18 protein-coding genes are annotated in these 20,537 nt (G+C 53.6%); 9 read left to right on the top strand and 9 right to left on the bottom strand.

Features of this window, described 5'->3' with window-relative positions; translation table 11 throughout:
• Positions 1 to 84 precede the first annotated feature (84 nt).
• From dxs to xseB, 3 genes are read right to left on the bottom strand one after another with little or no spacing between them, the layout of a single operon-like run.
• On the bottom strand, positions 85 to 1,953 hold the full coding sequence (dxs, locus tag L1D43_RS11635) for a 1-deoxy-D-xylulose-5-phosphate synthase (RefSeq protein WP_239851739.1): 1,869 nt from the start codon (positions 1,951 to 1,953) through the stop codon (positions 85 to 87).
• A gap of 22 nt (positions 1,954 to 1,975) precedes the next feature.
• Positions 1,976 to 2,857 carry a (2E,6E)-farnesyl diphosphate synthase gene (ispA, locus tag L1D43_RS11630; protein ID WP_239851738.1) on the bottom strand — a complete coding sequence of 294 codons (882 nt, stop codon included), beginning with the start codon at positions 2,855 to 2,857 and terminating at the stop codon, positions 1,976 to 1,978.
• Complete coding sequence (gene xseB / locus L1D43_RS11625) at positions 2,858 to 3,097, bottom strand: exodeoxyribonuclease VII small subunit (RefSeq protein ID WP_011866566.1); 240 nt, start codon at positions 3,095 to 3,097, stop codon at positions 2,858 to 2,860.
• 395 nt (positions 3,098 to 3,492) lie between these two features.
• Between xseB and pomA the strand changes: the two genes are divergently transcribed.
• The 3 genes from pomA (at position 3,493) to thiI (ending at position 6,907) form a co-directional block, all read left to right on the top strand.
• Positions 3,493 to 4,260, top strand: a complete 768-nt coding sequence (gene pomA, locus L1D43_RS11620; RefSeq protein ID WP_041509150.1) for a flagellar motor protein PomA — start codon at positions 3,493 to 3,495, stop codon at positions 4,258 to 4,260.
• A 4-nt stretch (positions 4,261 to 4,264) separates the two neighbouring features.
• On the top strand, positions 4,265 to 5,209 hold the full coding sequence (locus L1D43_RS11615; protein ID WP_041509151.1) for a flagellar motor protein MotB: 945 nt from the start codon (positions 4,265 to 4,267) through the stop codon (positions 5,207 to 5,209).
• A gap of 240 nt (positions 5,210 to 5,449) precedes the next feature.
• Complete coding sequence (thiI, locus tag L1D43_RS11610; protein ID WP_144203758.1) at positions 5,450 to 6,907, top strand: tRNA uracil 4-sulfurtransferase ThiI; 1,458 nt, start codon at positions 5,450 to 5,452, stop codon at positions 6,905 to 6,907.
• A 354-nt stretch (positions 6,908 to 7,261) separates the two neighbouring features.
• On the opposite strand, the gene L1D43_RS11605 is transcribed toward thiI, so the two are convergent.
• Positions 7,262 to 7,492 carry a hypothetical protein gene (locus tag L1D43_RS11605; protein ID WP_041509153.1) on the bottom strand — a complete coding sequence of 77 codons (231 nt, stop codon included), beginning with the start codon at positions 7,490 to 7,492 and terminating at the stop codon, positions 7,262 to 7,264.
• Between the two features lie 182 nt (positions 7,493 to 7,674).
• Here L1D43_RS11605 and L1D43_RS11600 point away from each other — a divergent pair, with 182 nt between their 5' ends.
• From L1D43_RS11600 to rlmM, 4 genes are all read left to right on the top strand, one after another.
• Positions 7,675 to 8,586 (top strand): transcriptional regulator GcvA, encoded by a 912-nt coding sequence (locus L1D43_RS11600; protein ID WP_011866561.1) that lies wholly within the window; start codon positions 7,675 to 7,677, stop codon positions 8,584 to 8,586.
• A gap of 338 nt (positions 8,587 to 8,924) precedes the next feature.
• Positions 8,925 to 9,620 carry an alpha/beta fold hydrolase gene (locus tag L1D43_RS11595; RefSeq protein ID WP_239851737.1) on the top strand — a complete coding sequence of 232 codons (696 nt, stop codon included), beginning with the start codon at positions 8,925 to 8,927 and terminating at the stop codon, positions 9,618 to 9,620.
• A complete protein-coding gene (locus tag L1D43_RS11590; protein WP_041509171.1) occupies positions 9,613 to 10,002 on the top strand; it encodes a DUF423 domain-containing protein in 390 nt (129 codons plus the stop codon). The genes L1D43_RS11595 and L1D43_RS11590 overlap by 8 nt, the downstream gene beginning before the upstream one ends.
• A 99-nt stretch (positions 10,003 to 10,101) precedes the next feature.
• A complete protein-coding gene (rlmM, locus tag L1D43_RS11585; RefSeq protein ID WP_239851736.1) occupies positions 10,102 to 11,193 on the top strand; it encodes a 23S rRNA (cytidine(2498)-2'-O)-methyltransferase RlmM in 1,092 nt (363 codons plus the stop codon).
• A gap of 120 nt (positions 11,194 to 11,313) precedes the next feature.
• Here the strand turns inward: rlmM and L1D43_RS11580 are convergent, their stop codons facing one another.
• The gene (locus L1D43_RS11580; RefSeq protein ID WP_041509173.1) at positions 11,314 to 12,321 is read right to left on the bottom strand and encodes an isocitrate dehydrogenase; all 1,008 of its coding nucleotides are present in this window, start codon (positions 12,319 to 12,321) and stop codon (positions 11,314 to 11,316) included.
• A gap of 300 nt (positions 12,322 to 12,621) precedes the next feature.
• On the opposite strand from L1D43_RS11580, the gene L1D43_RS11575 reads away from it, so the two are divergent.
• On the top strand, positions 12,622 to 15,435 hold the full coding sequence (locus L1D43_RS11575; protein WP_239851735.1) for a prolyl oligopeptidase family serine peptidase: 2,814 nt from the start codon (positions 12,622 to 12,624) through the stop codon (positions 15,433 to 15,435).
• A 143-nt stretch (positions 15,436 to 15,578) separates the two neighbouring features.
• Entirely contained in the window at positions 15,579 to 16,049 is a 471-nt protein-coding gene (locus L1D43_RS11570; RefSeq protein ID WP_239851733.1) for an isoprenylcysteine carboxylmethyltransferase family protein, read from the top strand.
• Between the two features lie 23 nt (positions 16,050 to 16,072).
• Here the strand turns inward: L1D43_RS11570 and L1D43_RS11565 are convergent, their stop codons facing one another.
• From L1D43_RS11565 to L1D43_RS11550, 4 genes are all read right to left on the bottom strand, one after another.
• Positions 16,073 to 16,459 carry a DUF3192 domain-containing protein gene (locus tag L1D43_RS11565; RefSeq protein ID WP_144203755.1) on the bottom strand — a complete coding sequence of 129 codons (387 nt, stop codon included), beginning with the start codon at positions 16,457 to 16,459 and terminating at the stop codon, positions 16,073 to 16,075.
• A 152-nt stretch (positions 16,460 to 16,611) separates the two neighbouring features.
• Positions 16,612 to 17,382: a flap endonuclease Xni gene (xni, locus tag L1D43_RS11560; protein WP_239851732.1), complete on the bottom strand. Its 771-nt coding sequence runs from the start codon at positions 17,380 to 17,382 to the stop codon at positions 16,612 to 16,614.
• 18 nt (positions 17,383 to 17,400) lie between these two features.
• Positions 17,401 to 18,753 (bottom strand): nucleotide 5'-monophosphate nucleosidase PpnN, encoded by a 1,353-nt coding sequence (gene ppnN / locus L1D43_RS11555; RefSeq protein WP_239851726.1) that lies wholly within the window; start codon positions 18,751 to 18,753, stop codon positions 17,401 to 17,403.
• A gap of 74 nt (positions 18,754 to 18,827) precedes the next feature.
• Complete coding sequence (locus L1D43_RS11550) at positions 18,828 to 20,384, bottom strand: GGDEF domain-containing protein (protein WP_041509179.1); 1,557 nt, start codon at positions 20,382 to 20,384, stop codon at positions 18,828 to 18,830.
• Positions 20,385 to 20,537: the final 153 nt, after the last annotated feature.

Below are 20,537 nucleotides of genomic sequence, written 5' to 3'. Positions count from 1 at the left end.
GCAAGTTAGTTAATGTAAGCCAGCCCATTGGCGGTATAAAAAAGGCCTCAATATGAGGCCTTTTTTGTTATTAGCAGTTTTCGTTTAGTCCGCCAGATAGGCGCGGATCTGCGCCTCAATGCCTGGGCCATCCAGTTGTAGCTCGGCCAGGATCTCGCCGCACTCACCGTGCTTGATAAACTCATCGGGCAGGCCGATGTTGAGCACAGGCATAGGCAGCTTAAGTTGCTGTAGCAGTTCGAGTACGCCTGAGCCGGCGCCGCCCATGATGGCGTTCTCTTCAACAGTCACCAGCAGATCATGGCTGGCGGCCAGTTGTTTCACCAGCTCCACATCCAGCGGCTTAACGAAGCGCATGTCGGCCAGGGTGGCATCGAGCGCCTCGGCTGCCTGACTCGCCGACGCCAGCGTGGTACCGAAGTTAAGGATGGCAATCTTCTTGCCTTCGCGCTTGATGAGGCCCTTGCCAATCTCATAGGCGGTCATGGTCTCGACCTGAGGCTCACCGGTGGCGCTGCCACGTGGGTAACGGATCGCCGTTGGTCCCTCGTTGTAACAGTAGCCTGTGTAGAGCATCTGGCGACATTCATTCTCATCCGACGGCGCCATGATCACCATGTTAGGAATGGCACGCATATAGCTGAGATCGAAGGCGCCCTGGTGGGTCGGGCCGTCTGGGCCGACGATGCCGCCGCGGTCGATGGCGAAGATCACCGGCAATTTCTGCAGCGCCACGTCGTGGATCAGCTGATCATAGCCGCGCTGCAGGAAGGTAGAGTAGATCGCCAGCACCGGCTTATAACCCTCACAGGCAAAGCCTGCCGCGAGTGTCACCGCATGCTGCTCGGCGATAGCCGCATCGAAATACTGTTTCGGGAAGCGCTGTGAGAACTCCACCATGCCTGAACCTTCACGCATGGCCGGGGTGATCCCGAGCACCTTATCATCCTTCTCTGCCATGTCGCACAGCCAGCGACCGAACACCTGAGAGAAGGTGGGGTTAGCCGGTTTCGCTGCGGGCTTGGCAAAGGTAGATGGATCGAACTTAGGCACGGCGTGCCAGCCGATGGGGTCTTTCTCCGCCGGCTCGTAGCCGCGTCCCTTCTTGGTCATGATGTGCAATATCTGCGGGCCGGAGAGGTTACGCATGTTACGCAGGGTCTCGACCAGTGCATCGACATCGTGGCCGTCGATAGGGCCGATATAGTTAAAGCCCAGCTCCTCAAACATGGTGCCGGGGACGACCATGCCCTTGAGATGCTCCTCGGTACGCTTGGCCATCTCCTTGATGACAGGCATCCCCTTGAGCACCTTCTTGCTGTTCTCGCGGATCGTAGTGTAGAGACGACCGGACATCAGCTGCGCGAGGTGATTGTTCAGCGCGCCGACGTTCTCGGAGATCGACATCTCGTTGTCATTGAGCACCACCAACATGTCGTTATGCAGATCGCCGGCGTGATTCATGGCTTCAAATACCATGCCGCCTGTCATGGCGCCATCGCCGATAACGGCCACCACCTTGCGCCCCGCCTGTTCCTTCTCGGCGGCGACGGCCATGGCCAGCGCCGCACTGACTGAGGTGCCAGAGTGGCCGACACTGAAGGTGTCATATTCGCTCTCTTCACGCCAAGGGAAGGGGTGAATACCGCCTTTCTGACGTATGGTCGGCATCTTGTCTCGACGACCCGTGAGGATCTTATGGGGGTAGGCCTGGTGGCCCACGTCCCAGATCAGGCGATCGAATGGGGTGTTGTAGACATAGTGCAGGGCAACCGTCAGCTCGACCGTGCCAAGGCCAGAAGCGAAGTGGCCACTGGAGATGCCTACCGACTGTAGGAGATAACTTCTGAGTTCGTCAGCAAGTTTTGGTAGCACCCCCTGGGGAAGCTGTCTTAATTCATCTGGGGTGTCGGCCTGTGCCAGCACAGGGTATTTCGTAATATCCAAACTCATAGCGAGATTCTTTGGCTCTTTATTATACTCTTCGCTCTATGATGAAACGGGCGAATTCGGCAATTAACTGGCTATTGTATGGTAATTTAGCCAGCGCTGATAGGGCGTCTTCGATCAAACTTTTCGCGGTCGCTTGGGCCCCGGATAAACCGAGTAGTTTCGGATAGGTACTCTTGTTCGATTCACAGTCAGAGCCCTGGGGCTTACCCAGCTCTTCGGTGCTGGCGATAATGTCCAGCACGTCGTCTTGTACCTGGAAGGCGAGGCCGATGGCTTCAGCAAAGGTTATCAGATGGCTTGCCTGCTCATCTGTGACCTCGGCAGCAATGATAGGTAATTCCACTGCGCAGCGGATCAAGGCGCCGGTCTTTAATCTGTGTAACTGCTTTAGGGTCTCGAGATCTATCTGTTTGTCTGTGGCGTTAAGGTCCATCGCCTGACCACCGCACATGCCGCCGTAACCAGATGCCTTAGCAAGGGCACGTACCATGGCCAGTTGTTGATTGGCGCTTAGCTCGCTGCCTTCCTGACTGATGATCTCGAAGGCCAAGGTCTGCAACGCATCGCCGGCCAGTATGGCGGTGGCCTCATCGAAGGCGATATGTACGGTTGGCTGGCCGCGGCGCAGCGCATCGTCGTCCATGGCCGGTAGGTCGTCATGGATCAGCGAGTAGGCATGGATACACTCGATGGCAGCGGCGCAGGCATCTAGCCTTTCAAGGGGCACACCCAGCATCTCACCGACGGCATAGACCAGAAAAGGGCGAATACGCTTGCCGCCAATCAGGGCGCCGTGTGTCATGGCGGCCTTGAGTTGTGGCTCGGTATCGTCTTGTGCATTGATAAAATGGCGCAGCTGGCCGTCGACGCGCTGCTGGTATCGCGTTATCGCTTCATTTAGCAATTATTCGCCCTCTGGCAGATAGGGTTGCAAGCTGGGTTGATCTTGTTCCTGAGTCAAGATAGAGACTTTCTGTTGGGCCTGTTCGAGTTTGCCTTGGCTGTTTCTGACCAGATTGATGCCGCGCTCAAATTGTTTGAGGGCGTCATCCAGAGATACATCGCCCTGTTCCAGGCTAGTGACGATGTTTTCTAATTCTGTGAGTGACTCTTCGAAGGTCAGGTTTTCAGGTTTTTTGGCCACGGTGATTTTCCCAAGAATTTAGCGACAGACAAAGTATCTCAGTCAACCCTAGGGGTCAAATTGCGCTGTCGTATATTTGTGCAATAGCACGCTTTAAGGAGGTTTTTTTATAAAAAATTGAATTTGTAGCTAAACTTGCGTGTAAGCTGTCCGATAATTGAATTAGAACAATACTCAATTTTGTCAGATATTATATCGTAAACTCCTGCCCGCGGTTAGGCGAAATACCGTCTAATTGACGACTTTTGTGTCGTCGCGCTGGGGCGAGGAGATGCCTTTCATTGCAAGAATGAGTAGAGTAGAGACCTGTCTCGAGATGATTATGGTGTTGACTGAGAGCTTGATCCCTAGGTCAAGGTATTAGCAACGGCCGATACTGTATATGAGGAAGAGTTGTGGATTTAGCGACCCTGATAGGCCTGATTGGTGCATTTGGTTTTATTATCGGAGCTATGGTCAGCAGTGGTGGTATCGCCATTTTTGTTGATGTGCCCTCTGTGCTTATCGTAATGATAGGCTCTTTGTTTGTGGTGATGATGAAGTTTAACCTCAAGCAGTTCCTCGGTGCGGTCAAGATCGCCGCCAAAGCCTTCATGTTCAAGATAGATAAGCCCGACGAGTTGATCGAGCAATCGGTCACCATGGCCGATGCGGCGCGTAAGGGGGGCTTTCTGGCGTTGGAAGAGGCGGAGATCAGCAACAGCTTCATGCAGAAAGCGGTCGATATGTTGGTGGACGGCCATGACGGTGATGTGGTGCGCGAAGCCCTTGAGAAAGATATCGCCCTCACCGAAGAGCGCCACAAGACCGGCATCAGCATCTTCAAGGCGCTGGGTGATGTGGCACCCGCCATGGGGATGATAGGTACCCTGATTGGTCTGGTGGCCATGCTGTCTAACATGGACGACCCTAAGTCTATCGGCCCGGCGATGGCGGTGGCCTTGTTAACCACTCTCTATGGCGCCATTATCGCCAACATGATCGCCCTGCCGATCGCCGATAAACTCTCTCTACGCATGGGGGAAGAGATGCTCAACCGCAACCTGATCATGGATGCGGTGCTCGCCATTCAAGACGGACAGAACCCTAGGGTCATCGAGGGTTTCTTGAAGAATTATCTCTCGGAGAAACTGCGGAATATAGACACGACGGACGGGGAATAGCCAGATGGCTAAGAAGGTCAAATGCGATTGTCCGCCCGCCGGGGCGCCTATGTGGTTGGCAACTTTTGCCGACCTCATGTCGCTATTGATGTGTTTCTTCGTTCTGCTGCTGGCCTTCTCCGAGATGGACGTGATGAAGTTCAAGCAGATCGCCGGTTCGATGAAGTATGCCTTCGGTGTACAAAATAAGGTTGAAGTCAAAGATATTCCCAAGGGCACTTCGGTGATCGCGCTGGAGTTTCGCCCGGGTAAGCCAGAACCCACCCCCATAGAGATTATCAATCAGCAGACCAATGAGATGACCGAGCCCACCATTGAGGTGCAGGCCGGTGATGATGACAGCGCCGGCGGCGTGCAGCAGCAGCGGGGTGAGCAGCGCGGCGGCGAGGCGTCATCTACCGCGCAGGAAGAGGCGGATGCCGAGGCTCAGGCCAAGCAGGAGAAACAGGATGCGGCGTCACAGGATCAGATCAACGATCAGGTGAAGAAGATGGCTCAGGAGCTCAACAAGGAGATCATCGACGGCGCGATTGAGATCGAGTCTCTGGGGCAGCAGATCATCATTCGCATCCGTGAAAAGGGCGCCTTCTCATCCGGTTCTGGCTTCCTACAGCCCAGGTTTAAGCCGGTGATCCGCCGTGTAGGGGAGCTATTAAAGGATGTGCCGGGGATCATTACCGTCTCGGGTCATACGGATGATATGAATATCAGTAACGAGCTCTACAGCTCGAACTGGGATCTCTCCAGCAAACGCGCCGTGGCCGTGGCCCATGAGCTGGTGCGTGTGCCAGGATTTGATCAGCAGCGCATGAAGGTGGTTGGCATGGCCAATACCGCCCCCCTGGTCGCCAATGATTCCGCCGCCAACCGGGCCCGTAACCGCAGGGTTGAGATCGCCATCGAGCAGGGTAAGGCCAAGGAGTCTGATGAGATCTTGGTCGGCCAATAGCCGCATTTAATGGCTAGGCTTCATCCATCAATAGAAAGTCCACTTAGGTGGACTTTTTTGCTTTAAGCGGTGCAGGCGTGTGACCTGTGCTATGGGGATAATCTTAATTTGGACAAATTATGCTCATCTTTGGGCTTGGTGGCATAAAATCCTTGCCGAGTCGCTGATTTATGGGCATTTGTGCACCGGCCTTGGTATAATGGCTAAATTGCTGTTTAAAATTATTCCCGCGGAACGCCCATGAAATTTATCGTAAAACTCTTTCCTGAAATCATGATGAAAAGCAAACCGGTAAGAATGCGTTTTACCAAGATGCTTGAAACCAATATCCGAAACGTGCTGCGCAAGGTCGATGAAGAGGCCAGGGTACAGCGCCAGTGGGATAAGATCATGGTCAGGGTGCCAGAAGACAAGCCAGAGATGATTGAGCGTTATGCCGAGCGTCTCGCCTGTATTCCGGGTATCGCTCATGTGCTGCAGGTGCGTGAGAGTACCTTCGAGTCGGTGGACGATATCTACCAGCAGACGCTGGCACTCTACAAAGAGGAACTGGCCGGTAAGACTTTCTGTGTTCGGGTTAAGCGTAGCGGTAAGCATGAGTTTAACTCAATCGAGGTGGAGCGTTACGTGGGCGGTGGACTCAACCAGTTTACCGAGGCGGCCGGTGTCAGGCTGAAGAACCCCGACATGACGGTCAACCTGGAGATAGATAACGAACATCTCTATCTGGTGGAGAAGCGCATCGACGGCTTGGGCGGTTTCCCTATGGCGACTCAGGAAGATGTGCTGTCGCTGATCTCTGGTGGCTTCGACTCTGGCGTCTCCAGCTTCCAGTTTATCAAGCGCGGCTCTCGTACCCATTACTGTTTCTTTAACCTAGGCGGCGATCAGCACGAGATAGGCGTTAAACAGGTTGCCTATCATCTGTGGCAGAAATACGGCGAGTCGCACAAGGTGAAATTTATCTCAGTGCCGTTCGACCCCGTGGTGCAGGAGATCCTTGAGAAGATAGATAACGGCCAGATGGGCGTTATCCTCAAGCGCATGATGATGCGTGCCGCCAGCCGTATCGCCGAGAAGATGGGCATTCAGGCGCTGGTGACGGGTGAGGCTATGGGGCAGGTGTCCAGCCAGACTCTGACTAACCTGAATGTGATCGACCGCAGCACCGATATGCTGATTCTGCGTCCGCTGATCGTGATGGATAAGCAAGATATCATTAACATGAGCCGCGAGATCGGCACCGAAGACTTCGCCAAGTCGATCCCTGAATATTGCGGCGTGATCTCGCAGAAGCCGACGGTGAAGGCGGTGATGGGTAAGATCCTCGCCGAGGAGGAGAAGTTCTCCGAAGACTTGATCGACCGCGTGGTCGAGGCGGCCGAGGTGATCGATATTCGCGACATCGCCGTCAGCATGGATACCAAGATCACCGAGACTGAGACGGTCGATGCGGTCACGGGTGGTGAGGTTGTGGTGGACATCCGCTCGCCGGAAGAGGAAGAGCAGAGCCCACTTAGCCTCAACGGTATCGAGGTGAAGTGTATTCCTTTCTTCAAGTTGGCCACCCAGTTTGCCGATCTCGATAAAGAGAAGACCTATCTGCTCTACTGCGACAGAGGCGTCATGAGCAAGCTACAGGCGCTTTATCTGCAGGAGCAGGGCTATCACAACGTGAAGGTCTATCGTCCCGCATAAGCGCCTCGAAGCGGCTTTCTCGAAAAGAGAGACAAGGATTTAGATAAAGGCTGCCATGAGGCGGCCTTTTTTATTGGCCGCTTTATCCAGAGCAGGCTTCATGGATATTTTGGCCTTAAGGAGATAAAACCTTGGATTTGCATGGGTTCTCGCGTAACTTATTTGATAAATTTATCTATAGTCGACTGCCAAGCAGACTGTCTGCGTCAGGTGGTGAGCTGGCTGGCGAGTTAGATGATGAGTTAGGTCCTGTGCTAGTTGGTATGAGTCTTCGGCGGACATAAAAAAGCCGCATCTTAGACGCGGCTTATTACTATTGTTTGTAGCGAGTCGTTAGCTCAGGTGGGCTAGCTATTACTCTGCGCGCTGGGCACTAACGCTGGTGTCCGTCTGCTCATCTTTCTGAGCAACCAGAATGGCGTTGAGGTCTTCATTCAGATCTTGCTGCATCAGCTCCAGGCCTTCGGCCAGTTGCGCGCTGATGGTGGCGTGCAGATCTGTGGTATCGATAACGATTTCATCGGCAGTGGCAGCACTTGAGGCTGAGAGCAGTGCGATGGCAAATACAGTTTTAAAGTTAATCATAGTGGTCGCCTCCGGGCGGCATATCTTGGGGTGTCAGACACTCCCCAAATACGTCGTAGAGGCTGTCTAACTTCAATCATTTCGTTGGCGCAAAATTTAACCAAAACCCCTTCCCTTTACAAACGATAAAATGTAACAATACGGATTAGAAAAACTAATTAAAATGTGAGACAAGGATCACTATGTCGAGACGTTTACCTCCATTGAATGCGGTGAAGGCTTTTGAGGCCGCAGCCCGTCACTTAAGCTTTACGCGCGCCGCGGAAGAACTTTTTGTGACACAGGCCGCGGTAAGTCATCAGATTAAGGCATTAGAAGAATATTTAGGGCTAAAGCTCTTTCGTCGTAAGAACCGATCCTTGCTGCTGACCGAAGAGGGGCAGGGCTACTTTCTCGACATAAAAGATATCTTTGTACAACTGGCCGATGCCACCGACAGATTGCTGGCCCGAAGTGCCATAGGCTCGCTCACGGTAAGCACTTCGCCTAGTTTCGCCATTCAGTGGTTGGTGCCCCGTCTGGCGAATTTCAGCGAGAATAATCCCGACATCGACGTGCGGATCAAGGCGGTGGACGACGAGACCAGCAGCCTGACCGACGACGTGGATGTGGCCATCTATTACGGCATGGGCAACTGGCCAGGGCTGCGTGCCGACAAGCTGAGAAACGAGGTGTTGATCCCTGTCTGTTCGCCTATGTTGCTCAGCGGCCCCAAGCCGTTATCTCAGCCGAGCGACCTGAAACATCACACCCTGCTGCATGACTCCAGCCGTCATGATTGGCAGGCTTGGTTTAGACAATGTGGAATTAATGACATTAATGTGAACCAGGGGCCTATCTTCAGTCACTCTTCACTGGTTTTGCAGGCGGCGGCTCACGGTCAGGGGGTAGCGCTGGGTTACAGCGTATTGGCCCGTCCCGATATCAAGGCCGGGCGTCTGGTGTGCCCCTTCCCCGAGGTCTTGGTGAGCAAGAACGCCTACTATCTGGTGTGTCAGCAGAATCATGCCGAGATAGGCAAGATTGTTGCCTTCAGGAAATGGATGCTCGACATGTTCGAAGAGGAGTCTCGCAGCGAGCTGTTGCCGGGCTAACCCTCTAGGGCCTGTTTATCTTTCGCGTTCATTTTTGCAGCATTCTGTATCGATTTTATACAAGGCAGAGCGATTGTAATATAGTGTGCTACATCAATGAGCGATAACGCAGTAGAAAAATGATACAGACGCTGCCCGTAGGGTTCGTCTTGAGCACGTTCAACTCTTTGTTACTCGGCTTTTATATAGAATAACTATACTCCAAGACTCCTGTCGCGATTTGAACGTGCTCAATTAGAACAAAATTTGTTCTCAAAAGGTCAACAGGCCCTAGCTATTCATTAAATCAGTTGCGAGTCGTGCCTCTTATGGGGCCTGACCAAAGATAAAGAGTTGAGATGAGTTTTACACAAAAATTAGATGCGCGGCTTAAGCTGGCGGAGCTGCCCGCGAGTCAGTGTCTGTTTTCCGGCGCCGTCGATGACAGTGGCCTTGGTTGTGACACCTTAGTGGTGCTGGCCCATGGGGCTGGCGCCAACATGGCACACGATTTCATGACGCAGATGGCCGAGCGTCTCGCAGGCCAGGGGCTTGGGGTGATCCGCTTTAATTTTCCCTACATGCGCAACAACGCCATAGATGGTAAGCGCAGGCCGCCGGACAGGGCGCCCAAGCTGATTAAGGATTTTAGCCTGCTGATAGAGACGGTGCGTGAGGTATACCAACCCAAGCGTTTGATTGTGATGGGCAAGTCCATGGGCGGGCGCATGGCGGCGATGCTCGGTGCCGAGCAAGCGCTCGATGGCGTGATCTGTCTTGGTTATCCCTTCGTGCCGCCTAAAGGGGGCGAGCCTAGACTCGAGCCTATTGCCGAGTGTCGGGCGCCGCTGCTGGTGATACAGGGCGACCGCGATAAGTTTGGCGCCAAGGGCCAGGTCGAAACTTGGCTTGCACCTTTTAAGGTCAAACTCGAGTGGTTAACCGATGGCGATCATAGTTTTCTGCCAAGAAAGTCGTCAGGCACGACCCAAAGCGCTAATCTGGATCGGGCAGTCTCACATAGTATTCAATTTATTAGGGGGTTAGATGCGTAAAGGTTTTCTATTGCTGGCAGCCTTGAGTGGTTTCTTAGCCGTGGCACTGGGTGCCTTCGGCGCCCATGGACTCAAGCAGGTGACCACGCCAGAGATGATCGACATCTTTAATCTGGGTGTCGAGTATCAGTTTTATCACACCTTTGCCCTGATCGCCGTGGCCTTTAGTGGTCACTGGCTCAAGTCTCGCCTGATCGACTGGGCGGGTTATCTGTTTCTGCTGGGCATAGTGATGTTTTCCGGCTCGCTCTATCTCTACGTGCTGGTGGGCAGCAAGTGGACAGGGCCCGTGACCCCCATGGGTGGTGTCTGCTTCCTGCTGGGCTGGTTGTTCATCGCGGTGGCCGTGTGGCGTAATCGAGTGGTGGAGCTGGACGATTAGCACCGCGAGCGGGCGTTAAGATAATCGTATTCATTTTCGAGAAAGTGTAGAATGGCGGCCCAATGATATGGGTCGCCATTTTTTATTCAGGATCTTCCTATGATAAACCTATTTTTATATTGCCGTGCCGGCTACGAGAAAGACTGCGCAGCCGAGATCCAGCAGCGAGCCGCAGAGCTGAATGTTGGCGGCTTTGTAAAGACCAATCGTAACGACGGTTACGTGATTTTTCAGTGCTTCCAGGCGGGTGATGCCGATCTCTTGGCCGAGCAGATCGAGCTGGACTCGCTTATCTTCACTCGTCAGATGTTTGCCGCCAACGAGCTGCTAAAAGATCTGCCCGAGGGCGACAGAGTTAGCCCTATCGTCGATGCCCTGGCTAAGGTGAGCAAGGCAGGTGAGCTTAGGGTCGAGACGCCTGATACCAATGAGGCCAAGGAGCTGTCGACCTTTTGTCGTAAGTTTACCGTGCCCCTGAGACAGGCGCTAAAACGCAGCGGCGCGTTACTTGAGAAGGAAAATCCCAAGCGTCCCATCGTCCACGTCTGTTTCGTCGGTCCGGGCACCGCCTATGTGGGCTACTCCCTGAGTCACAACAGCTCTCCCTATTTCATGGGGATCCCAAGGCTCAAGATGGCCAGCGATGCGCCGAGCCGCTCGACCCTCAAGCTGGACGAGGCCTTCATCCACTTTATTCCTAAGTCGGAACAGGAGCAGCGTCTACGCAGCGGCATGAACTCGGTCGATCTCGGTGCCTGTCCAGGTGGCTGGACCTATCAGCTGGTTCGCCGCGGCATGTTCGTGGCGGCGGTCGATAATGGCCCCATGGCGCAGAACCTGATGGACACAGGGCAGGTGAGGCACTATCAGGCCGACGGCTTCCGTTTCGAGCCGCCGAAGAAGAATATCTACTGGCTGGTGTGCGACATGGTAGAGAAACCCTCGCGTGTGGCCGAGTTGATGGAGGCCTGGGCGATCAACGGCTGGTTTAAGGAGGCTATTTTTAACCTCAAGCTGCCGATGAAGAGTCGTTATAAAGAGGTGTCGACTATCCTGGCCACCATGCAAGAGGTGCTAAGGGAAAATGGTATCGATGATTTCCATTTGGCCTGTAAGCATCTTTATCATGATAGAGATGAGGTGACTGTGCATCTCTGGCTGCGACCCAGCGTCGGATTTAACTTTGGTTAACAGCAGAATCCATGGTTAACAACAGGATCATTGGTTAACTTAAGAAATATCGGATAATAAAAAGCCCCGCGATTGCGGGGCTTTTTGTTTTAGCTTATTCGCTTACGGCTACTTGGTCTATTACAGACGCTCCAGTACCGCCTGGGTGAAGTCAGAAGTACCGTGGGTACCGCCAAGGTCACGAGTCGTGCGATCGCCTTCTTCGATCACGGCAGACACTGCTGAGCGAATGGCTGCCGCCTTGTCAGACATGCCCAGGTATTCCAGCATCTGGATCGAGGCCAGGATAACTGAAGTCGGGTTAGCCAGGTTCTTACCTGCGATATCTGGCGCACTGCCGTGAACCGCTTCGAAGATCGCCGCGTCCTTACCAATGTTAGCGCCAGGCGCCATGCCCAGGCCGCCTACCAGACCGGCACACAGATCCGATAGGATGTCGCCGAACAGGTTGGTGGTGACGATCACGTCGAAGTTTTCTGGGTTCATTACCAGCTTCATGCAGGTTGCGTCGACAATCATCTCTTCGGTGGTGATGTCTGGGTAACGCTGGCTGACTTCACGAGCCACCTTCAGGAATAGGCCTGAGGTCGACTTCATGATGTTGGCCTTGTGTACGATAGTCACCTTCTTACGACCCTCTTTGCGCGCTAGCTCGTAGGCGAAGGTGGTGATCTGCTCGGCACCCTGACGGGTAATGATACTCGTGGCTTCTGCCGTCGCACCATCTTCAGAAACGGTTTGACCTAGGCCTGAGTACATACCTTCGGTGTTTTCACGTACCGTGATGATGTCGATGTTGTCATAACGTGCCTGAGTGCCTTTAAAAGACAATACAGGGCGTACGTTGGCATATAAGCTGAATTTTTTACGTAAAGTGACGTTGATTGAGGTGAAACCTTCGCCAACAGGGGTCGTTAATGGCCCTTTAAGCGTGATACGGTTCTTTTCGATCATATCCAGTGTACGTTGAGGTAGAAGTTCACCTTGTTTCTCAAGTGCGGCTAGACCAGCATCGGCAAACTCGTATTCGAAATCACATCCTGCTTTATCTAAGATCTTGATTGCTGAGTCGATTATGCTTGGGCCAATCCCATCACCCGGGATAACGGTAATAGTTCTTTTTGACATGGAGAGTCCTTCCACGGTTGGTCGTTACTGCTATTGTCTGACCATGTCGAAAGACACGGTGTTATGACTATGAATTTTTAGAATCTTTATCGGCTTTATTTTAACTACTTTTGCGCAAATTTCACAGGAATTAGTGAGCAATCTCACGTTTTTTTGTGTAGGCTAACTTGCAATAACAAAGGCTAATGACGATGATTGATCCTTAACCGTTAAAAAAGTCTACTTTAGTCTAATACCCCAGGCTACACACGTTAATGACAAGCTGCATCCGTTAATAATAAGTTAAAAATGAGGAAGACCTTGAAGCCATTACCGACCCTATCTCTCCTGTGCGCCAGTCTCTTTTCCTGCGCTGCCTTTAGCGCCGATGTGACACCCGATGTCATCATGAAATTCGAATCCCTCAAGAAACCCGTGCTCTCGGCCAATGGCAGTGCCTTTGCCGTCGAAGTGAGTCCGGATCGGGGAGACAGTCATGGCATGGTGAAGCGCCTGGACGGCGAGCAAAGCTTTACCGTGACGGGAGGCAGTAAGCCGCTGATCAGCCATGATGGTCGCTTTGCCGCCTTCGTTATCGAACCTGCCTTGCTTGAGCAGGAAAAGGCCAGCCCTAAGGCCCGCAAGAAGCTCAAGGCCGGTTTGGCATTATTGGATACCGAGTCTGGTAAAGAGACGCGTTACGATAAGGTCAAGGAGTTTGCCTTTAACGAGGCGGGAACCCATCTCGCTATCTGGTATGAGGCCGGCGAAGAGGCCGATGGTGACAAGCAGGACGAGGGCGAGGCCAACGACAAAAATAGTCAGGCCAAGGCCAAAGAGAGCGAAAGCAAGCCAAAAGTCGACAAATATGACAAGGGGCGCACCCTAGAGGTGGTTAACCTCAAGGCGGGGAGAAGTGAGAAACTGGCCCATGTTACCGCCTACTATTTCGATAAGGCGGGCCGCAGCCTGGTCGCTGCCCAAAACGATATCGCCAATAATCTGCACAGAGTGCAGCGCATGGACCTTGCCAGCGGTGAGCTTGAGGTGGTTGCCGGGTTTGTGGATCAGCAAATAGGCGCCGTCTCTGCCAGTGAAGACGGCAAATATGTCGCCTTCACCTATGGCCAGGCCGGCGAGGCGCCTTGGGGGCGTGAATATCATCTCGCCCTGCATCAAGCGGGTAGCGACAAGCTGCATAGGGTGGCCAACACCAAGGAGTGGACCCTAAACCGTTATAGCGAGCTGACGTTTTCTGAAGACAGTAAGCGACTCTTCTTCGGCCGCGTGCCCGAGGTGAGCCAGCAGCTGGAGTTACCTAAGGTGGCCAAGGCTGACGATCTCTATGATGCGGATGTGATAGCTGGCCAGCGCGATCTGCGCGTCTGGCATGGGGACGACCCACGCATCAAGCCAAACGAGGTAAAGCAGTACAAGAAAGCCCTTAAACACACCTATTTGGCGGTCTTGCATCTTGGCTCAAAGCAGGTGGTGCAGCTGGCGGATCAGGCGGTGCCGGATATTGAGCTTGGTCAGCAGCAACGCTTCATGCTCGCCAGCACAGATGTGCCTTACCTTAAGATGATCACCTGGGCCGGTTTCTACCGCGACTATTACCTGGTGGATCTCAACACGGGACGCAAGCAGGCGTTTCTTATCCAGCAGCCGGTAGGCCAGGAGCCATCGCTTTCACCCAACGAGCGCTTCGTGGCCTACTATCAGCAGGGCAATATCTTCCTCTATCAGATAGCGCAGGATAGCCGAGTCAAGCTGACCAAAGATTTCAAGACGCCATTTGCCGACGAAGATCATGACTATCCTTCGGTAGCCCCTGGCTACGGACTGGGCCCCTGGGTCGAAGATGGCTCGGCCTTCCTCGCCTACGACAAGTATGATATCTGGCAGTTTAATACCGACTCATTAGATGCATTTCGCCTCACGGCCGCCAAGGGACGCAAGGCGCAGATCCAGTATCGCGTCACGGGTCTGCTAGAAAAGGCGGATAAGCCGGTTCGATTACAGCCGGATCAGAGCCTACTGCTTCATGGTTATAACGAGCGCACTAAGGGCGATGGCTTCTATACCGCCAAGGTGGGCGTCTCCGGCGTTAAACCTCTGATGCAGGGCGATTATAAGCTCAAGCTATTGGCCCGCGCCGAAGAGAGTGACAAGGTGCTGTTTTCCAAGCAGCGTTACGATCTCTACCCAGACCTCTATGCCAGCGATCTGCAAAGCCCTGAGCAGGCGACCCGCCAGACCCGACTCGATGATCAGAAGCGTCAGCTCGATTGGGGCAAGGCCGAGTTGGTGCATTGGACCAATGGTGACGGCAAGCCACTCGATGGCGTGCTGATCAAGCCCTCTAACTATGTGGCGGGTAAGCGTTATCCCGTGCTGGTCTATTTCTACCGATTCATGAGCGACAGGTTGCATGCCTTCCCAGACATGAAGCTCAACCACAGACCTAACTTCGCCTGGTATGCCGATAACGGCTACGCCATCTTCCTGCCGGATATCCGTTTCGAGGTGGGCTACCCAGGTGCGAGTTCGGTACAGGCGCTGACCTCGGGCGTACAGAAGCTCATCGATATGGGGATTGCCGATGCGAACGCGGTAGGTATTCAGGGTCACTCCTGGGGCGGCTATCAGACCGCCTTCGCGGTGACTCAGACCTCTATCTTTAAGGCGGCGGTCACCGGCGCACCTGTCTCTAACATGACCAGCGCCTACAGCGGTATTCGTCACGGTACCGGGCTTGCGCGTCAGTTCCAGTATGAGACGGGGCAGAGCCGCATCGGTGAGAGCCTGTTTAAGGCGCCACAGAAATATATCGAAAACTCACCCGTCTTCTATGTCGAGCGGATCAAGACCCCTATGATGATCATGTTTGGTGATAAAGACGATGCAGTGCCTTGGGAGCAAGGGGTCGAGCTGTATCTGGCCATGCGCCGTGCGGGTAAGGATGTGGTGTTCCTTCAATACCAGGATGAGCCACATCATCTGAAGAAATACCCTAACAAGCTCGACTATAGCCTGCGCATGATGCAATACTTCGATCACTACCTGAAGGGCAAACCAGCGCCTAAGTGGCTGTCTGAGGGAGAGGCCTATCAAGAGTATAAGAAGGCGGGCTAAGCCCAACTTGTCTACCTTAAGCCGGGCCTAGCCCGGCTTTTTTATGGTGTGTCTTAATAGTGTGCTACACCCTAAGATAATTAAGCGTCTGGGTGTTTGAGGAATTAAAGGATTAAGGAGGGTGAAACAATATGGAGCAGGGCATGACAGAAACCGACAGCAAGGGGGCCAGCGTCAAGGTGCCGCCGCCTCTAATCTTTATCTTATCTATGCTGGCGGCATTGGGATGTGAGAAGCTCTTTCCCCTGGCCTTGCCCACCCATCCAATCGGCCAGGTTGCCGGTGTCGCCTTGCTGGTCACGACGACTCTGGTCTTGTTACATATCTTATTGATCTTCAAGCGGCGCCAGACGGCTATCGAGCCCTGGAAGCCCACCTCCAACATCATCACCTCTGGCTACTACGGTTATAGTCGTAATCCTATCTATGTGGCCTTCTGCGGTTATCCCCTGGGACTAGGGCTGCTGCTGGCGTCCCCCTGGTTGGTGCTGAGCATATTGCCGGCCTGTATTGGGGTCTATTGGTTGGCGATTCGCCGTGAGGAGGCCTACCTGCTGGCGAAATTTCCCAAGGAGTATGGGGCGTATCTAAAGAGTGTCAGGCGCTGGTTGTAACAGCGCCTGTTCTATCTTGGCGGTTAGCCGCCGATGGGGGAGTCGAGATATTGCTGATAGGTGTCCTGGCCCCAGGCGATCAGCTTGTTGTTCTTAAACAGTAGCGGCGTACATTCGTCGCGGGTCGTCTCACCGTCTGACTTGCTGTGATGGGTGCGATAGAAGAGCACCTGCAGGGTATCTTGGTTACTGCTCTTGGCCTCGGAGAAGTCTGCCTTACCCATGAGTGTCTTGATCTGTTCTATCGGCTGGCCTATAGAGAGCTCGGTTAATTTAGCGTTGTTGTAGGCCTGTCTGTCTTCCCAGTCCATATCATCTGGCGTGGGTTCATAAACCAGGACGACGACGGCGACAAAGGCCAGATAGGCCGCGAAGATTGAGCCTATTATCACTGGAACTTTAGATTTCATCTTACCTTGGGATCCTTCCATGCTGCGGGTGTATCTGCAGTGGATTAAACCACTGCAACATATTGGTTACAATATAAAGCAGATGAAAAAGGGATGGTAGTACCCTTTTCGCTTGCGGCGCCGACAAAGCCAATAAATAAGTAAGCGAATGTTTACGCCTTGGCCGTCTGCTCAACCCTGAAGTTCGCCAGGCGGGTATTGAGGGGGATATCCGTCTGCAGTTGCACCAGCTTGTAGCTTAACCTCGCTAGCGCCCGTCCCTCTTCGAGCTTCTTAGCCTGCTTAGCGCCTATTTTATCCAGAGAGGCGTAGACGTTGGCCAGGGTGCGGAAGGTTTTCAGCAGCTCACAGGCCGACTTAGGGCCTATGCCTGGGATGCCGGGGATCTTGTTACCGCTGTCGCCCGCCATGGCGAGAAAATCGATAAACTGACTGCGATCGACGCCCAGTTGCTGCTCACGATCTTCTATGCTGATGACCTGCTGATTAAAGTGATCCCACAGCTGTATTTGGGGAGAAAGCAGCTGGGTAAAGCCCTTGTCGGTGGAGACGATGATCGCCTCACCCTTGGCCTTCACCATCTTGCTGGCCAGGGTGGCGATAACATCGTCGGCCTCGGCAATGGCGTCGATGGAGTGAAAGCCGCGCTCGGCCAGGTGCTGCTTAAGGGCGGGCAGTGCCTGACTCAAGGCCTCGGGCATCGGCTTGCGCCCCTTCTTATAGTCGTCATAGAGCTTCTTGCGCCAGGAGATGGCATCGCCATCCCACACCAGGGTGACATGGCTGGGATCGTGTTTGCTTAGCAGCTTACGGCAGGCGGAGGTGACCCGCTCCGGCAGGCCATTAACATCGTTCTCGTTAGGCTGGGCGGCGTGGATGCGCCGCACCAGGTTGAGTCCATCTATGATTAAAAATCGGTTCATCTTGTCTCTAACATAGGGTTAAGTGGCGATCCGATAGCAGGGGACATAGGCACTGCCGGGCAGCTTCATCCGCTGTTGATCCACGAAGGCCTGCAGTAGGGTGTCCATCAACTTCATCAACTGCTTATCGCCCCTGAGCTCGAAGGGACCGGAGCGCTCTATCTCGCGCATTGTGTCCATCTTGACGTTGCCCGCCACTATACCAGAAAACGCGCGTCTCAGGTTGGCCGCCAGATCCGCCTTATTGGGCTGGAAGTAGAGGTTGAGGTTGTTCATGATCTCATGATCCGGCACGAAGGGCAGCTGAAACTCGGGTTCTATCTTCAGTGACCAGTTGTACTGGTAGGAGTCGCCCGTGTCTCTGCGGTGCTGCTTGATGACCGTCATGCCGTGGCTCATGATGCGCGCCACCCGCACAGGGTCATCGATGACGATCTCATACTTGCTCTGGGCCTCTTCGCCCAGGGTGGCGGCGACAAACTCATCTATCTTGATAAAGTAATCGGCACTCTCCCTTGGGCCAGTGAGCACCAAGGGGAAAGGGATGTTGGCATTTTCTTTGTTAAGCAGGATCCCCAGCAGATAGAGTAACTCTTCTGCGGTACCTGCGCCGCCGGGGAAGATCACTATGCCGTGTCCCAGGCGGACGAAGGCCTCGAGGCGCTTCTCAATATCGGGCAAGATAACCAGCTCGTTGACTATCTGATTGGGGGGCTCGGCGGCGATGATGCTGGGTTCCGTCAGGCCGACATAGCGGGCGGTGCGCACCCTCTGCTTGGCATGGCCGATGGCGGCGCCCTTCATGGGCCCCTCCATGGCGCCCGGGCCGCAGCCGGTACAGATATCCATGCTACGCAGGCCCAGCTCGTAACCCACCTCTCGGGTGTATTGGTATTCGTTGGCGTCTATGCTATGGCCGCCCCAGCAGACCACTAGATTGGGATCCTGACGCGGGATCACTTGGGCGTTTCTCAGTATGTCGAACACCACGTTGGTGATATGGCTGGAGTTGGTCAGGTTGATATGTTTCAGGTTGTCGTAGCGATCGCTGAGGTAGACGATATCCCTGAGGACGGCAAACAGATGTTCCTGGATCCCGGCGATGATGTGGCCATCGACGAAGGCGGCCTCAGGGGGATTGACCAGCTCTATCTTGATGCCGCGCTCGCGCCTGAGCACGTTGATATTGAAGTTACTGTACTGCTCAAACAGGGTGCAGGCGTTGTCGCTCTTTAATCCTGAGGCGAGCACCGCCAGGGAGCAGCTGCGAAAGAGTTGATAGAGTTCACTGCTAGCGTTTTGCTTGAGGCGATCAACTTCCAGCTGGGAAAGTTGATCCATACTGCCTCTGGGACTGATATTGACGATCATGGCGACTCCTTAGCTGCAGACTCGAGCCATGACGCCGGGGAAAAGGATGGAGAATTTCTGGGGCAACCCCAGGATTAGGCGTCAATAATTACTCTGTCTCTGCTCTCATGTTTGGCCTTATAGAGTGCTGCGTCGGCGCGTTCGAAGGTTTCACTTATCTGCTCGTTTTCAAGAATTTGTGCAGCACCTATTGATACTGTAACTGTAATTCTCTGATTTTTAAACTTAAAGGGAATATTTTTTACTTTCTCCCTCACGCGATTCAACAGGTGTTCTATGTCGTTGGCCGACACATCTGGGATGATGAGGACAAACTCTTCTCCGCCGTAACGGGCCACAAACTCAGATTCACGCAGAGAGTTTTTCAGCGCCATGGCGATCACCTGTAGTGTCTTATCGCCCGTGCTGTGACCAAAGTTATCGTTGATGGACTTGAAGTGATCTATGTCGGCCACGGCGACCCATAGGGGATGGCGATGACGTTGATAGTTGCGGAACTCCTGCTCCATACGCTCTTCCAGCGCCGCGCGGTTAGGTAGCTGGGTCAGGGTGTCGAGCAGGTTGAGCTTCTGCTGTTCGAACAGACGTTCCTTGTAGGCGTTGGCCTCTTTGCTCAGTTCGTTGAGCTCGTCGCGCATGGTTTCCATCGACTTGCGCAGCATCGCCTGTTCCCGCTGCTCCAGCGCCTCTTTGCGTCCCAGCGCCGTGCGGATAGAGGCCAGTTGTTCGGTAACCTGCAGCTTGAGATGATCTATGTCATCGATGTCTATGATGGCATCGCCCACATTGTCGACCCGCGAGTTGATCTCTCGGTTGAGCTGTTTCTTGAGTTGATAGCTGCGCTGGTTGCTGTTGTAGGAGTCGTTCACCACCTCACGCACCGCAGAGAGGGCATCATTGAGGGCGTAGAGGAACTCCTGGGAGGCACTCTTCTCCAGCGCAATATTATCCAGCAGCAGCGAGAGTATGGTCTGATAGGCGTCGATCAGACCATCGACATCGATTTCGCCGGCCAGATAATCCTTGATCACTAATACCTGGTCGCGTTGATCCTTACGAAACTCTATCTCGGAGATCATCTGTGCCAGTTCGTGGGCCAGCTGCCTGTGTTTGGGCAAGACCTCTAACTTGTCACCCTGGCTAAGCTGTTCATGCATGATGGCTTCGAAGAAACCGACCAGTCGCTCCACCTTAGGGAAGTAGTCCCAGTAGGTGTGAAACGGTTTACCCAGATCCTGCTTGTAGTAGGCGATCTCTTTCTTGAGTTTATCTGGTACCGAGTCTACACGTTGCAGCTGACGTATCACCTTGGCGAGGCTGGCGCGGCCATCTTCGAGCTGGCCCATCACATGGTGGTACTGCTGCTTGAGTAGCTGTTCGACCTCGAGTAGGTCGGGTAACACCTCTTCGATATGCTCGATATTGAGCAGGTTATGACGCAGCTTGGCCAGCTTGTTGTCAAGCTCTATGCTCTGCCCCTTACAGGCGAGACTGAGATGACCGATAAATTGCAGCAGTGAGCTTTGGCTCTGGGCCTTCTGATCGTTGAGTTCAGCCAAGGCAATTTTGGCAGAATGAAGTTTCTGCTGAAGGAGGGATACCTGGGAAAGGCTTGTCATAGCGTCTTTCATTCTAAACCTTGTCAATAAGCTTCAGCGTCAGTTGATGGAAGAAACTTCTATATTGTAAGCCGCTTAGAAGTTGCCGAACAATTTTACCATTGGCTAATGGAGAGCTATTTAACGCCAATGGTATCCGATCTTTTAGGTTATGCAATTGTACCT

Origin of the sequence: Shewanella sp. Isolate8, assembly GCF_022398495.1 — a bacterium.
Lineage (GTDB): Bacteria > Pseudomonadota > Gammaproteobacteria > Enterobacterales > Shewanellaceae > Shewanella > Shewanella aquimarina.
This window is presented reverse-complemented; position numbering and strand designations above follow the sequence as displayed.

Bases quoted from the DNA above. Each gene is read 5' to 3' on its own strand.
- L1D43_RS11565 (WP_144203755.1), bottom strand. From the start codon at position 16,459: ATGAAATCTAAAGTTCCAGTGATAATAGGCTCAATCTTCGCGGCCTAT.
- L1D43_RS11590 (WP_041509171.1), top strand. From the start codon at position 9,613: ATGCGTAAAGGTTTTCTATTGCTGGCAGCCTTGAGTGGTTTCTTAGCC.
- thiI (WP_144203758.1), top strand. From the start codon at position 5,450: ATGAAATTTATCGTAAAACTCTTTCCTGAAATCATGATGAAAAGCAAA.
- L1D43_RS11600 (WP_011866561.1), top strand. From the start codon at position 7,675: ATGTCGAGACGTTTACCTCCATTGAATGCGGTGAAGGCTTTTGAGGCC.
- dxs (WP_239851739.1), bottom strand. From the start codon at position 1,953: ATGAGTTTGGATATTACGAAATACCCTGTGCTGGCACAGGCCGACACC.
- rlmM (WP_239851736.1), top strand. From the start codon at position 10,102: ATGATAAACCTATTTTTATATTGCCGTGCCGGCTACGAGAAAGACTGC.
- ppnN (WP_239851726.1), bottom strand. From the start codon at position 18,753: ATGATCGTCAATATCAGTCCCAGAGGCAGTATGGATCAACTTTCCCAG.
- L1D43_RS11570 (WP_239851733.1), top strand. From the start codon at position 15,579: ATGACAGAAACCGACAGCAAGGGGGCCAGCGTCAAGGTGCCGCCGCCT.
- L1D43_RS11580 (WP_041509173.1), bottom strand. From the start codon at position 12,321: ATGTCAAAAAGAACTATTACCGTTATCCCGGGTGATGGGATTGGCCCA.
- L1D43_RS11595 (WP_239851737.1), top strand. From the start codon at position 8,925: ATGAGTTTTACACAAAAATTAGATGCGCGGCTTAAGCTGGCGGAGCTG.
- L1D43_RS11615 (WP_041509151.1), top strand. From the start codon at position 4,265: ATGGCTAAGAAGGTCAAATGCGATTGTCCGCCCGCCGGGGCGCCTATG.
- L1D43_RS11550 (WP_041509179.1), bottom strand. From the start codon at position 20,384: ATGAAAGACGCTATGACAAGCCTTTCCCAGGTATCCCTCCTTCAGCAG.
- xni (WP_239851732.1), bottom strand. From the start codon at position 17,382: ATGAACCGATTTTTAATCATAGATGGACTCAACCTGGTGCGGCGCATC.
- L1D43_RS11605 (WP_041509153.1), bottom strand. From the start codon at position 7,492: ATGATTAACTTTAAAACTGTATTTGCCATCGCACTGCTCTCAGCCTCA.